The organism is Shewanella sp. HL-SH4 (assembly GCF_051164845.1).
Taxonomy (GTDB): domain Bacteria; phylum Pseudomonadota; class Gammaproteobacteria; order Enterobacterales; family Shewanellaceae; genus Shewanella; species Shewanella glacialimarina.
The window spans coordinates 1,466,488-1,481,430 of the sequence record NZ_CP195037.1; the positions used below are offsets into that span (position 1 = coordinate 1,466,488).

General features: G+C 41.1%; 12 protein-coding genes and 3 tRNA genes. 7 read left to right on the forward strand and 8 right to left on the reverse strand.

Annotated features, from left to right (window positions below; genetic code table 11):
• The 7 genes from tsaE to orn form a co-directional block, all read right to left on the reverse strand.
• A complete protein-coding gene (gene tsaE / locus ACRWQL_RS07330) occupies positions 1-459 on the reverse strand; it encodes a tRNA (adenosine(37)-N6)-threonylcarbamoyltransferase complex ATPase subunit type 1 TsaE (protein WP_226411225.1) in 459 nt (152 codons plus the stop codon).
• 164 nt (positions 460-623) lie between these two features.
• Complete coding sequence (locus tag ACRWQL_RS07335) at positions 624-1,079, reverse strand: hypothetical protein (protein WP_434928252.1); 456 nt, start codon at positions 1,077-1,079, stop codon at positions 624-626.
• Positions 1,080-1,460: 381 nt separating this feature from the next.
• Positions 1,461-2,228, reverse strand: coding sequence for an EAL domain-containing protein (locus ACRWQL_RS07340; protein WP_434952914.1), 768 nt, complete (start codon positions 2,226-2,228; stop codon positions 1,461-1,463).
• 465 nt (positions 2,229-2,693) lie between these two features.
• Positions 2,694-2,769, reverse strand: a tRNA-Gly gene (locus ACRWQL_RS07345).
• A gap of 31 nt (positions 2,770-2,800) precedes the next feature.
• A tRNA-Gly gene (locus ACRWQL_RS07350) sits at positions 2,801-2,876 on the reverse strand.
• Positions 2,877-2,898: 22 nt separating this feature from the next.
• A tRNA-Gly gene (locus ACRWQL_RS07355) sits at positions 2,899-2,974 on the reverse strand.
• 202 nt (positions 2,975-3,176) lie between these two features.
• The gene (gene orn, locus ACRWQL_RS07360) at positions 3,177-3,722 is read right to left on the reverse strand and encodes an oligoribonuclease (protein WP_226411230.1); all 546 of its coding nucleotides are present in this window, start codon (positions 3,720-3,722) and stop codon (positions 3,177-3,179) included.
• A 113-nt stretch (positions 3,723-3,835) separates the two neighbouring features.
• On the opposite strand from orn, the gene rsgA reads away from it, so the two are divergent.
• The 7 genes from rsgA (at position 3,836) to ACRWQL_RS07395 (ending at position 12,200) form a co-directional block, all read left to right on the forward strand.
• Positions 3,836-4,906, forward strand: a complete 1,071-nt coding sequence (gene rsgA / locus ACRWQL_RS07365) for a small ribosomal subunit biogenesis GTPase RsgA (RefSeq protein ID WP_226411232.1) — start codon at positions 3,836-3,838, stop codon at positions 4,904-4,906.
• Positions 4,907-5,003: 97 nt separating this feature from the next.
• Entirely contained in the window at positions 5,004-5,870 is an 867-nt protein-coding gene (asd, locus tag ACRWQL_RS07370; protein WP_226411233.1) for an archaetidylserine decarboxylase, read from the forward strand.
• Positions 5,871-5,879: 9 nt separating this feature from the next.
• Positions 5,880-6,752 (forward strand): DMT family transporter, encoded by an 873-nt coding sequence (locus ACRWQL_RS07375; RefSeq protein ID WP_434952915.1) that lies wholly within the window; start codon positions 5,880-5,882, stop codon positions 6,750-6,752.
• 82 nt (positions 6,753-6,834) lie between these two features.
• Complete coding sequence (locus ACRWQL_RS07380) at positions 6,835-7,554, forward strand: glycerophosphodiester phosphodiesterase (RefSeq protein WP_434952916.1); 720 nt, start codon at positions 6,835-6,837, stop codon at positions 7,552-7,554.
• A gap of 135 nt (positions 7,555-7,689) precedes the next feature.
• Positions 7,690-8,412 (forward strand): ABC transporter ATP-binding protein, encoded by a 723-nt coding sequence (locus ACRWQL_RS07385; protein ID WP_434952917.1) that lies wholly within the window; start codon positions 7,690-7,692, stop codon positions 8,410-8,412.
• Between the two features lie 6 nt (positions 8,413-8,418).
• The gene (locus ACRWQL_RS07390; protein ID WP_434952918.1) at positions 8,419-11,019 is read left to right on the forward strand and encodes an FtsX-like permease family protein; all 2,601 of its coding nucleotides are present in this window, start codon (positions 8,419-8,421) and stop codon (positions 11,017-11,019) included.
• Positions 11,019-12,200, forward strand: coding sequence for a lipocalin-like domain-containing protein (locus ACRWQL_RS07395; protein WP_434952919.1), 1,182 nt, complete (start codon positions 11,019-11,021; stop codon positions 12,198-12,200). Before ACRWQL_RS07390 ends, ACRWQL_RS07395 begins: the two co-directional genes overlap by 1 nt.
• 642 nt (positions 12,201-12,842) lie before the next feature.
• On the opposite strand, the gene fusA is transcribed toward ACRWQL_RS07395, so the two are convergent.
• Complete coding sequence (fusA, locus tag ACRWQL_RS07400) at positions 12,843-14,936, reverse strand: elongation factor G (RefSeq protein WP_434952920.1); 2,094 nt, start codon at positions 14,934-14,936, stop codon at positions 12,843-12,845.
• Positions 14,937-14,943: the final 7 nt, after the last annotated feature.

A 14,943-nucleotide genomic window follows, 5' to 3' on the forward strand; every position in this document is an offset into this window, starting at 1 on the left:
TTATTTTAATTTTTTCAAAATTGTTTGCCCAGAAGCAGACAAAGCGTTAATTTCAATTTCTCGTTGATTATTTTTATAGCGTAAATGCAAATGAAGATCGGCATCAGGCAACATACCCTGCCCATGCTCAGGCCACTCAACCAAACAAATACTAGTTTTATTAAAATAATCACGAATTCCCATAAATTCGAGCTCTTCAGGGTCAGCGACACGATATAAGTCAAAATGAAATACATCAAAGCCATCAAACTCATAGGGCTCAACTAAGGTATACGTTGGACTTTTAACCGCGCCTTTATGACCTAAAGATTGAATAATTCCGCGGCTCAAGGTAGTTTTACCTGCGCCTAAGTCTCCAGTTAAAAAAATCGTTAATGGCGGCATTAGTCCTTGAGCAATAAATTGTCCAATTGCCACTGTAGCTTGTTCATTTTCAAGATTTTTAACAATAGAAGTCATATCAAATAGCCAAAAGCATTATAAAAGAGGTTCAAAGCCACAATATACCAGAGTTCTATATTTATCTCCTACAGCTGCATGTGGCTTTTTTCAACAAATAAAAATGCCAGCAATATCATTGCTGGCATTTTTGAGTCAATCAAAAGTTAAATGCTGGCTAAAGCTTAAATATCATCCATACGAAGTACACTGTGTACTAAACGCTTCTGTTGTGTTTTCGCAACATGGATCACATCAAGCAGTGCACTTTTCGCATCATTGCAAGAGGTTAATTCTGCAGTTTTTTCGAGAAACTCAATTAAACGATTTTCAAGATCAAGATGTAACTCTAACACTTGCTCTTCATCCATATTAGCTGGTAAAACAGCTTCATCACAACGCTTAATAAAATCCTCAAAAACAACATCTTGATACCAGGTATCAAGAATTTTAGCTGGCGCATCTTCAATATAGCTTTCTAGCGTATCGTGGATATGCTTCTCATGCTGTTGAAAGTATTCCAACATTAACTTCACGCGAGAAGAGTCTGCGTTACGGTGTAATCGTTTGTACAACTTGCCCATGTTTAATCGACATTTGGCAACATACTCAAGTAATTCACTTAATTGTTGAATACGCATATATCACTACCTCACTTTACAGCCTGAGATTATCAGGGATAACTTAATTAACTTCATTATTAGAAATTTCACTTAACAAGTATTTGAGCAAAGTCATATTTTTGATTGTTTGATGTTTTTATATTAGGGATTAATGAAGAAATGCGTGCTGGATCACTTAACGGAATTGAGGAAGATTTTAGGAGTATTGATGTCTTACTCAACATGGGGTGATTGGGATATCTATGGGCCCCATCGATCGTGGATACTGTTTTTGGCGATATCAAAATTTAGCGATATCAAAAATAAGGCATAATTTATAATAGGGCTAGTGTATATTTGGAACTCAGCGCTATAAAAAAAGCGCTTATATTAACCATTGAAAATGTCTATATTCAACATTCAAAGCATGTCGAAGTTCACTTCAGGTAAACACTTGAATCCAGGTTGCGCAAACAGGTAGCCTTGCATTAGTTTAACACCCGCCTCTTTAAGAAACAGATATTCTTCCTTCGTTTCAATACCTTCAGCTAAAGGCGTAATGTTTAGTTCAGTAAGTAAATTTAAAGTATTTGTCACAATTGACTGACGCACTTTATCTTTGTCTATATTTCGAATTAATGCCATATCTAGTTTTACAATATCAGTCTGAAAATCTGCCAATAAATTAAGACCTGAGTAGCCAGATCCAAAATCGTCTGTGGCGGTTTTAAAACCAAGCTTTTGGTAGTATTCAACAATTTCCTTTAAATGTTTGCTATCTTCAACTTTTTCAACTTCTGTGAATTCAAACATAATGTTTTCTGTTGGAAAATTATACTTTTTAGCGGCGTCTAAGGTCGTTCGAATGCAGCGCTCTGGGTTATAAATCGCATTAGGTAAAAAATTGATGCTTAGCATCGAGCTTATGTTTAACTCCGACGCTAAAGCGATCGCTTTAATACGACAAAGCTGATCGAAAACATACCGGTTGTCAGCAGTAACCTGAGACAAAATGGCATATGCTGACTCATTGTTAATTCCTCTAACTAATGCTTCATAGCCATAAATGCTTTGCGTGCTACAGTCAATAATTGGTTGAAAGGCCATAGTAAAATCAAAGTCTAAATTATTTTCCTTCGCACAATTAGTACATAGCGATCGCTCAGTGTTGATCGACTCTATATTCATTAGACAACCTTTTTATTTTTTTAATTAGTTTAAGATTAGTATGCCATGAAAACATACGCAATATTTGCATAAATAGAATACACACATTCAATCGAACAACCCCCATACTTCTATGAGTAGCATTATTATATTTATTTGACTAGGCCTTTAACAGGAGTTGGACAGAAGAGTTGGCTCCTTCTTGTATTTATTGGAAGTTATTCGTATAAACGATTACTTTTTTTAGCCCGAGTGATGTGAAAAGATACTTGCCCTTTCACTCGGTCAACTGAGCTAATATCGCATTTCAAATTAGATATTTAAACTGAGAAAGTGATTTTGCAGCGACCCTCTCTTCATAAGGAATGGTTCGAACTGATGACCTATACCTTGGCAAACAAAAAGGTATCGCAATTTTTAAAATCGCAACCGAGCTAATTTTTATTGATATTTAAAGGGAGAGGTTTATAAGAAGGTAAGTGATTTTGGAGCGACATATCAGGTTCGAACTGATGACCTATACCTTGGCAAGGTATCGCTCTACCAACTGAGCTAATGTCGCATATCAAAAATCATTTTGTAAATTTAGATTTTGGAGCGACATATCAGGTTCGAACTGATGACCTATACCTTGGCAAGGTATCGCTCTACCAACTGAGCTAATGTCGCATTTCAAAATCATCTTGGAATTTGGAGCGACATATCAGGTTCGAACTGATGACCTATACCTTGGCAAGGTATCGCTCTACCAACTGAGCTAATGTCGCTTACTATTTGCTTCATTTGTAACAATCAGCAAGGTATCGTCTTTCTACCTGAACCAACTGAGCTAATGCCGCATATTTCAAACTCCTACTTTTTATGAGTCAGAGCTTAACACTCTGTAGAAAGTTGAGGCCGCATTATAGGTAATATTTAATATGCTGCAACCCCTTTTTGCACTCTTTTTGCAAAAACTGAATCGTTTGGTTAAATTTTAAATACCTGACCACGATAATACTGCAATTCAGCAATAGATTCTTTGATGTCTTCTAATGCTTGATGGGTATTCTTTTTTGTAAAGCCATTCATAGTTTCAGGGCTCCAACGACGGACTAATTCTTTAATGGTGCTGACATCGACATTTCGGTAATGGAAATAATCTTCAAGCTCTAACATATACTTGTTCAAAAAACGGCGATCTTGGCCAATGCTATTACCACACATAGGTGATGCGCCCTTAGGAACATAGTGTGATAAAAACTCAATCGTTTGATCAATCGCATCTTGCTCACTGTGTTTACTGGCTTTAACCCGATCAATTAGACCTGACTCACCATGATGTTTTTGATTCCAATCATCCATTCCCGCTAGCACTTCATCGGTTTGATATATGGCTAAAACAGGTCCTTGGGCAATGATATTTAAATCTTGATCCGTCACTAAAGTGGCAATTTCAATAATTCTATCGACTTCAGGCTCAAGCCCTGTCATTTCAAGATCAACCCAAATCAAATTTTTCGCATCTGCAGCCATATCGTTCGCCTTATTCTATCTATTGCCCTAATTTCAGGCATTTTTATTTCATTGCGTGTATCATAATCCTTTTAAGACACAAAAAAATACCTTTAATTGATGAAGATCTCTCTGTGAGTAAAAAGAAACCCCTAAGCCAAGGCCAATTAAGGCGCATGCGTGCAAATCAATCCAAACGATTGAATCGCACCGATTCAGCCAGCGACAGTGCTGATATTCAAGATCATTTATTAACACCTGAACAAGCTGGTGTAGTGATATCTCGTTTCGGTCAACATGCTGATATTGAAACCCAAGACGGCATTATCACCCGCTGCAATATTCGCCGGGCGGTCACCAGTTTAGTTACAGGTGACAAGGTTATTGTACGTTTAGCCACTGAAGTGCAATCAAACGCCAACATTGGCGGCATTGTGGAGGCTGTTCATCCGCGAAAATCGTCCCTCACTCGCCCTGATTTATATGATGGCGTGAAAATTATTGCGGCCAATATTGATCAAATTCTTATTGTGTCATCGGTATTGCCTAGTTTCACTACCCAAATTATTGATCGCTATCTGGTGGCCTGTGAAGACACTGACATTGCACCGGTTATTGTGCTAAACAAAATCGATTTATTGAACGATGAAAACCGCCCTGAAATTGAACAAGCCTTAGCCCGCTATCGCGACATTGGTTATCAAGTTTACCAACTGAGTAGCCATACCGGTGAAGGTATTGCTGATCTTAAAGACTTACTTAAAGATAAAGTCAGTGTGTTTGCTGGACAATCTGGCGTCGGTAAATCATCGGTCATTAATGCATTAATGCCTGAAGCTGACTTACTTATCGGCGATGTGTCTGGTAATTCTGGTTTAGGTCAACACACCACTACAACCGCAAAACTATTACACTTTGCCAGTGGCGGCGATTTAATTGACTCTCCGGGTGTGCGTGAGTTTGCTCTGTGGCATTTAGATGCTCAACGAGTGGGATGGTGTTTTATTGAATTTAGAGAGTTTTTAGGCACTTGTAAGTTTAGAGACTGCAAACATGGGGATGACCCGGGATGTGCACTACAAACGGCTTTAAAAGAAGGCAAAATTACCCAAGACAGGTTTTATAACTATAACCGTATTATTGCTAGCCTTGATGAACAGCGACATGCACGACACTTTCGTGCCATTGATGATATTTCGAAATAATGAATGTCGACGTTAATTTAGCGAAACATGTTTAAGTCACTTAATTTACTAACACATATTCATCGTACAAAACTAATAAAAAAGTAAGGAAATAAAATTGGACTCATTAAAAATTGCTTTGCAATACATCATGCCAAAACATTTTTTATCACGCTTAGTCGGTAAGTTTGCAGCAGCAGAAGCTGGGGTACTGACTACCGTATTTATTAAGTGGTTCATTAATCAATACAAAATTGACATGTCAGAAGCAGCTAAAAGTGAGCCTGAAGCTTACAACACCTTTAATGCCTTTTTTACCCGTGAATTAAAACAAGGTTTACGCCCAATAAACCAAGACGCAACCATCATGGCGCACCCAGTTGATGGTGCGGTTAGCCAATGTGGCCCAATTGAATCTGGCAACATATTCCAGGCAAAGGGGCATAGTTACACTTCGCAAGCTTTACTCGGTGGTGATAAAGCCGATGCCGACCGTTTTGACGGCGGTGATTTTGCCACTATTTACCTTGCACCAAAAGACTATCACCGTATTCATATGCCGATTACCGGCACCTTGTCTAAAATGACTTATGTACCAGGCGACTTGTTTTCAGTTAACCCACTCACCGCGCAAAATGTGCCAGGGCTTTTTGCCCGCAATGAACGTGTGGTCGCTATTTTTGAAACTGAAATAGGCCCATTAGCCATGGTATTAGTTGGCGCAACGATTGTAGCTAGCATTGAAACCATTTGGGCTGGCACAGTAACACCGCCCGGTGGCAAGCAGGTCTTTAGTTGGGATTATCCAACCACAGGCCCTAAAGCATTAACATTAGAGAAAGGCGCTGAAATGGGCCGCTTTAAGTTAGGCAGTACTGTGGTGATGTTATTTGCCCAAGATGCCATTGATACCTTCGCTGATGGCGTAGAACCTGGCGAAGTGACTCGTTTAGGTCAAGCGTTTGCAAACATTAACCTTAAATAGCGATTAAAAGTGCCTACCACTCAACCTCGCTCGGGGTTAGTTGAAGTACATCTAGCCGTATTACTGTTTGGTGGTACGGCGCTTTTTTCTAAGCTTATTCCGCTAAGTGCGCTTAACATTACCTTTTTACGCTGTATCGTCGCAGCCTTTGTTCTGGCTTTACTAGTAAAGGCCAGCAAGCAAACCCTCAAATTACGTCATAGCAAAGATTACCTTATTGCCATTTTACTCGGTGTTCTCGTGAGTTGTCATTGGGTAACGTATTTTGCCGCGATGCAATTATCATCTGTTGCCATTGGTATGATTGCCTTCTTCACTTATCCTGTGATGACAGTGTTAGTCGAACCTTTAATCAACCGTACCCAACTTAAATGGGTCGATGTAGTTTCCGGCCTAGCCGTATTGATTGGGGTCATTTTATTAATCCCCGAACCTAATCTTGATAATGACATAACCTTAGGCATTTTAGTCGGCGTGTTGTCTGCGGCGTTATTCACCGCCCGTAACCTGCTACATAAACGTTACTTCACAGGCTACAGTGGCCCGCATGCGATGTTTTATCAAACTTTAGTTACAGTGATGTTTTTAAGCCCATGGCAAGATGTCAGTATGGCAGATCTTAATCAGCACACTGTAGGATTGGTTATTCTGTTAGGAGTGGTATTTACCGCTGCGCCGCATGCTTTATTCACTACTGCGCTGCGGTATTTAAGTGCTAAAACGGTCGGATTAGTATCCTGTTTACAACCATTTTATGGCGCGATATTGGCATTAATTGTGTTGGGTGAACAGTTAAGCACTCAAACCTTAATCGGCGGGGCTATTATTGTGGCAACGGCATTATTTGAAACTCAACAAAGCCATAAGAAAAACAAACTTTAACCTTTCAATACTAGCCATATCTTTGTAATTGGGGCAAATTAACACCATTGTATTGTGCTTACCACCAAACAGAGAACGTACCATGCTTATATTTGCCCACCGTGGGGCCAGTGGTTATCATCCCGAAAACACTTTGGTTGCAATGCAAGCAGCATTGGATTTAGGTGCAGAAGCGATAGAACTCGATGTCCATAATGTTGAAGGGCAATTGGTGGTGTTTCATGATCGTCGCTTAGAAGGTAAGTCTAACGGTCACGGTCTTATCCGCCAATCGTCATTAAAACAATTAGCTAAGCTTAATGTTAAACACCAACCTATACCCACTTTATGGCAGGTGCTTGAACTGATTAAGGGCCGCTGCATCGTCAATATTGAGCTAAAAGGCGATAATACTGTACCGCCACTGCTGGCTTTATACCCTCAGGCTATTTCAGTTTTAGGCTTCAAACCCGAACAGCTTTTAATGAGCTCATTCAATCATCCCTACCTTGCCCAAATTAAACAAGCATTACCCACGGCTTACGTGGCACCGCTATTGGGTGGGATCCCGCTCGATTTAGCCAAAATCGTCACAGATTTACAAGCATACTCTGCGCATATAGATTTGAGTTTTATCAGCCAAGCATTAATCGATGACGCCCACCAGCGTGGCGCTAAAGTGTATGTTTATACGGTGGATAACCCTGATGACATTCGTGCCTTAAAATCGATTGGCGTTGACGGAGTATTCAGTAATTACCCAGACAAGGCCAAAGCCGCACTGGCTGAACCCAATGGCAATTATGCAGGTTGGTTTGAATAGTGATCCTTATAAAAATAACAACTTCTAATGAGAAAGGCCATCAAGACTAAATTGATACGCTGATCGTCAGCACCAAAAAGGACGTATTGCTTTAGACTGATATCGCACCTAAAGCGCTACAGCACAGGGATAAAAATGAGCATTATTGTTGCACTTAAAAATATCAACAAAGGTTTTAAAGACGGCGGCACATTTCATCAAGTACTTGATGACGTTAGCCTGACGTTAAGCCAAGGGCAAACAGTGGCATTAACCGGCCCTAGTGGCAGTGGTAAAAGCACTCTGCTAAACATTATTGCCGGTTTTGAAACCCTAGACTCAGGTCATTTATCATTAGCATCATCACCGGATATCCTTCGCGCACAAAATCTTAATAACACGACAGACTGGCAAGATGCACATTGGAGCCTATACCGTAGACAATGTTTAGGTGTGGTATTTCAGCAATTTAATTTACTCACCCCATTGAATGTCAAAGATAATATCAGTTTTGCATTAGCGTTAAATAATCAATCTTGGAATGTTTGGTGTGATGAATTATGCCAGCAGCTTGGGCTCACTGAATTACTCTCCAGACCGGTTGAAACCTTATCCGGCGGTCAACAACAACGTGTCGCTATAGCTAGGGCATTGGCACATAAACCACAACTTTTGCTCGCTGACGAACCCACCGGAAACCTTGATGAACAAGCTGGCATGCAGGTAATGTCATTATTAACTGAACTGGCAAAGCAAGCTAATACTTGTATATTAATGGTGACCCACAGCGAACAATGCGCTCGATTTATGCAAACCCGTTGGCATTTACAGCAAGGCCATATTGTTGAAACCCATGCAACTCAAAGCCTCATGGTATAATTGCTTATGACACTTTCATTGTCCCTTATTAAGCGCTGCCTAGTGGTTTTCAGCCGCCATTATCGCCAGGCCCCTATTCAAGCCAGCGCTATTTTACTCGGTATTATGCTGGCGGTAACCTTACTGATAGGCGTTAAAGCTACTAATGAGAATGCTAAACAAAGCTATGGTGAAACAACCGAATTATTGAGCCAACGCGCCAGTTTTTACCTTACCGATAAAGATCAAACTGGGATCGATGAAGCCGCTTACTTTGCCTTACGCCAAGCTGGCATTCCGGCACTAGCGGTCATTGAAGGCATAGCAAGTGATCCACAAGGGCGATCATGGAAGGTCAATGGCAGTGACATTATGGCGGCTGTGTCAATGCAACCTCACCAAGATGACCAGTCATCAAAGGCCAAGCAAACAACACCCGCCATTCCATTACAGCGCTTATTAGCCGGTTATCCTAGCGTAGTAATATCTGACAATCTTATCGAAAGAATCAATGCACTGACCCAAGGGCAGCTCATTTTAAATGATATTCCAGTAGAGCTTATTCCAATAGAAGCTAGTCTCGGTTTGGGTAATAGCATGTTGGCGGATATTTCTTTTGCGCAACAATTATTAGATATGCCCGGTAAGTTAAGTTATATCGCCATCTTTTTTCCGCTTGATAAATCACCATCGGTTATCGACTCGCAGCGAAATCAAATCATTGCCGCTTTAGAACAGGCTGGATTTGATAGTCGCCAGGTACTCATAGACAATCAAGATGATGGAGAGTCTCTTAGTGCTCTCACAGCAAGCTTTCATTTAAATTTAGACGCTATGAGTATGTTGGCATTTGTTGTCGGGTTATTCATTGCTTACAACGGCGTGCGCTACAGCCTAATGAAACGGCAAAGGCTGTTTATTCAGTTACTGCAAATGGGCGTAGGTCGTCATAACTTACTCATCGCGCTGATTATTGAAATTTTCTGTCTGGTGATTGTCGGCAGTATTATCGGTTTTATCATGGGACTGCAATTATCCCAGTGGTTACAACCTATGGTCGCGATGACATTAGAACAAATATATGGCGCAAAATTACTGCCCGGTTTATGGCAATGGCAATGGTTTGCACAAGGATTAGGGTTAACTTTAGTTGCCTCGCTTGGAGCATGTTGGCCATTGTTATTACAATTGTCACGTATGTCCTTAGCGCAGGGGGCACAACGCCAAGCACAGTTAATACCTTATGAAAAACTGTTTAAACAACAGGCGTTAACCGCCTGTATATTATTAGGAAGTACTGCGATACTGTTTAATTTTACCTCTCAATATAAGCACAGTTTGATATTGCTCGGTATTGTTACCATCGCCATTCCATTATTGTTACCCATGACAATCAGCATTGGCGTGAGATTACTATTACCTTTAATGCCAAAAGGTCTGTGGCAATATGTGGTAGCAGAAACAAAAGAGATTATCGCGCCATTATCATTGGCGATGATGGCTATATTGCTGGCCCTTTGCGCCAATATTTCGATGAACACCTTAGTCGGCAGTTTTGAAGTCACCTTAAAACAATGGCTAGATGCCCGACTTCATGCCGATTTATATATCCGGCCTAATCCGAATGCGCTACTCGATGTTAATGCTTTTCTGGATGCCGAGCCCAAAGTGACTGCTGTTTATAAACAATGGCAGACAGAAGCTAAATTGCAACGCGATCAATCTAACCTTAGCAACATAATTCCAATTAATCTGGTCAGTCGCGATTTTTACTCGATTAAAAACACCACTGTATTTAAATCGCCAGACAATTTAGATGAGTCATTTTGGAGCGAATTTGAGCAGGGTAAAAACGTCTTCATCAGCGAGCCATTATCGATAAAATATCAACTTAATATCGGTGATAAAATCAATATTGATAAACTGAGCAAGACTACTAATAACTTATTACCAACACCCGTTGCACAGACCAATAGCGAGATGTTCACTATTGGCGGCATTTATTTTGATTATGGCAACCCCATGGGCGAGCTGATCATTTCACCCTATCTATGGCAACACTATCATTTACCGCCCAATCCCATAAGTTTGGCTGTGGATTACCAAGGCGATAATGAGCTACTTCAGCAAGCATTGATCAGTCAACAAGGACTTTCATCGGCCAGTATGTATAGTCAACAACGCATCAAAGATGAAGCGATTAAAATGTTCACCAAAACCTTCTCAATCACAGTAGTGCTCAATAGTCTAACATTGCTGGTCGCAGCCATTGGATTGTTCAGTGCTTGCATGATGCTAACTCAGGCAAGGCTAGCGCCATTAGCGCGTTTGTATGCTTTGGGGGTGAGTCGCAAACAGCTCAGAATCATGGTGACATCACAAATGATGTTAATTGTGTTACTAACCTGCTTACTCGCCCTGCCAATGGGGGCAATATTAGGCTACTTATTGATTAATAAAGTCACCTTGCAAGCTTTTGGTTGGACGATTGCCATGATATGGGATTGGCCAGCTTACGGCAGAGTGGTGATGATTTCGATGCTAAGCTGCTTAGTTTCAGTAGCATTGCCGCTATATTGGCAAACCCGTAAACCGCTGATCAGCAGCTTGCAGCAGGAGACATTATAATGCGTTGCTCAAATAGCAAGTTAACAAAAATGCTGCTAACCACTTTTACGCTTATGTTACTGGGATGTCAGCCTAGTACTGAATCATCAGAAGGTACCAGTAGACCCGCTACGGGGATATCGATGGGTAAGCTTTTGGCCGCCGATGAAACCTTACTGCAATACAGCCAGGTGAGTCCCGCCAATACACTTGAATTTCCACAGGATCATCAACCCCATGAAGGTTACAGGATTGAGTGGTGGTATATTACGGCCAACTTAACCACTCAAAATGGCGAAGCCATTGGTATTCAATGGACTCAATTTCGCAGCGCATTAAGCCCACCGACTCCACCTAAGGCTCAATCTACTGATCTACATAACAATATATCACCTAAACAGTCTCCTTGGGCGACCAATCAAATGTTTATGGCCCATGCTGCGCTAACCAGTAAAAGTGAGCATTACAGCGCAGAGAAGTTCTCCCGCAGTCATCCACAATTTGCACAGGTATCCGCCAATCCGTTTGCAATTTACTTAGATAATTGGCGTTGGCAAAGTCATAACAACAGCCCATTCCCCGCCAGCTTAAATGTTGAAAGTGAGCAGTTTAGTTACCAATTGAGTTTAGACAGCCAAAGCCCATGGCAATTACAGGGTGAACAAGGGTTGAGCATTAAAAGTGCTGACGGTAAAGTCGCCTCCCACTATTACAGCCAACCTTATATAAACGTATCAGGCACAATTAACCGTAACGGTAAAACTGACATAGTCAGCGGCCAAGCCTGGTTAGACAGAGAGTGGAGCTCACAGCTGTTAACCGATAGTCAGCAAGGTTGGGACTGGTTTTCTATTCGACTTGATGAAAAACAGACTTTAATGATGTTTAGATTAAGAGGCGAACAACCACAGGATAGTTTTTACAGCGCTAGACTTATGCTGGCTGATGGCAGTGGCCGTAACATTACCAGTGCAAGTCATCCCAATGACATCAATATGCAACCTATCGCTTGGCATACCAGCAAAAATACGCGCTACCCAACTGGCTGGAAAATTGATATTGATAGCGAAAACATTCATATCACCACCCAAGCACTTAATCCCAATAGTGAAATGTTGTTGTCGACAACGTATTGGGAAGGCCCTATACAAATCGAAGGCACGCACTCAGGTGTGGGCTATATGGAATTAACCGGGTATTAATACCGAAGCTCATATTGTTAGACCAACAGCACAAACACTCCTTTATGAGTACGTTGATTTAATTAAGCCTAACCAAATGCGACAACATCTGGGTTAAATCTTGGTGATGAAGTCATAGAGGCTAATCTTCAGGGTGAAATCAAAACGCGCAAGCAATGTAGTTTTGACTGCCCCCGGAGAATGGGTAACACTCGCGGACTATCTACCTAATACATCTTTCTTTGATTTCTTCGCAGCTTTCTTTTCCTTAGCGGTTAACAATGGTTGCTTTTTCACATCTTTTTTACTGTCTTGTCCTTTGCTCATAATATTTTCCTTTAATAACAAATGCATTACCTAAAGTCAGCTTGAGTCAACTTGAGGACAGTTCCTAGCTTTTGGCATCAATGTAAGTTTGTGATGTCAATCAGTAGAGCAAACAGTATGGACCTAATAAAGCCCAACTGAAAGAGGTTATTGAGATTAGCTTGTCAATGGCTTGCTATGTAAGCTCGCATAAGTCTTTAACTTAAGTGCCAAGAAAATATTAATAATAATATTTTTCTGATGCACTTTTATCTTATTTTCATCATACCAAGCCAAATTTAAAGCATAAAAAAACCGCTGCCTAGGCAACGGTTTTTTTCAGCGATAAGTTAAGAATTACTTCTTAGCTTCTGCAGCTTTACGCTCTTTAACTTGCGTAACAACTTTCTCAGAAACGCTGTTAGGACATTGTGAGTAGTGAGCAAATTCCATAGAGAATTGGCCACGACCTGAAGTCATAGTACGTAAAGAACCGATATAACCGAACATTTCTGATAACGGTACTTCAGCTTTAATACGAACACCAGTCATACCAGCGTTTTGATCTTTGATCATACCGCGACGACGGTTAAGGTCACCAATTACGTCACCCACGTTGTCATCTGGGCTGAACACGTCAACGTTCATGATAGGCTCAAGAAGTTGTGGCTTAGCTTTAGCGATAGACTGACGGAACGCGCCTTTAGCAGCGATTTCGAACGCGATAGCTGAAGAGTCAACTGCGTGGAATGCACCATCAGTTAATTCAAATTCAACGTCTAACACTGGGAAGCCAGCGATAGTACCTGTGTTCATCATGCTACCAAAACCTTTCTGAACCGCTGGCCAGAATTCTTTTGGAACGTTACCACCAACAACAGAAGACTTAAACACGAAACCTGTGTTTGCAGCACCTGGACGGATTTTATAGTCGATTTTACCAAACTGACCAGAACCACCAGACTGTTTCTTGTGCGTGTAGCTATCTTCAACTTCTGCTGTGATAGTTTCACGGTAAGCAACCTGTGGCTCACCAACAATTAGTTCAACACCGTAAGTACGCTTAAGGATGTCTACTTTAATGTCTAAGTGAAGTTCACCCATACCTTTAAGGATGGTTTCACCAGAATCGATGTCAGTTTCAACACGGAAAGATGGATCTTCTGCAATCATTTTACCGATAGCGATACCCATTTTCTCACTGCCGCCTTTATCTTTTGGCGCAACAGAGATAGAAATTACTGGCTCAGGGAATACCATGGCTTCTAGGGTACAAGGGTGCTTAGGATCACATAGAGTGTGACCAGTTTGCACGTTCTTCATACCAACGATAGCAATAATATCACCAGCTTGTGCTGATTCAATTTCTATACGCTCGTTAGCATACATTTCAACCATACGGCCAACACGTTCAGTTTTACCAGTGAATGAGTTAAGGATGGTGTCACCCTTTTTCAAACGGCCTGAATAAACACGTACGAATGTTAATGCACCAAAACGGTCATCCATAATCTTGAATGCTAATGCTTTAAATGGAGCATCAACGTCAACGATTGCGAACTCGCCATTTTCGTTACCTTCTTCGTCAGTTAGCGGTTGTGGATCAACTTCTACTGGATCGGGTAAGAAATCAACAACGGCATCTAGTAATAACTGCATACCTTTGTTTTTGAATGCTGAACCACAGTATGTTGGGAACACAGCCATTGTACGAGTACCCGCACGGATACAACGCTTAACGTCTTCTATAGATGGTTGAACACCTTCCATATAAGCTTCTAATAGATCATCGTCTTGCTCAAGAGCAGTTTCGATTAGCATTTCACGGTATTCTTCAACTAAGTCAACCATGTCAGCTGGCACATCAGTAATTACGAAGTTTTCTGGTAGACCAGAATCATCCCAAATGTGTGCTTTACGAGTTAGTAGGTCAACAACACCAGTGAACTGGTCTTCGATACCGATTGGTAAAACCATCACTAATGGATTTGCCGCTAAAACGTCTTTAGTTTGCTTAACAACATTTAAGAAGTCAGCACCCATACGGTCTAACTTGTTTACGAAGATGATACGCGCGACTTCTGAATCGTTAGCATAACGCCAGTTGGTTTCTGATTGAGGCTCAACACCGCCTGAACCACAGAATACGCCGATACCGCCGTCAAGTACTTTAAGCGAACGATATACTTCAACAGTGAAGTCAACGTGGCCTGGAGTATCAATAACGTTGAAACGGTGATCATTCCAGAAACAGCTTACTGCTGCTGACTGAATGGTAATACCGCGCTCAGCTTCCTGTTCCATGAAGTCAGTTGTAGATTCGCCGTCATGTACTTCGCCGATTTTGTGGATCTTACCGGTTAGCTTAAGGATACGCTCGGTGGTCGTGGTTTTACCCGCGTCAACGTGAGCGAAGATACCAATGTTTCTGTATTTGGATAATTCGGTCATGATTCAA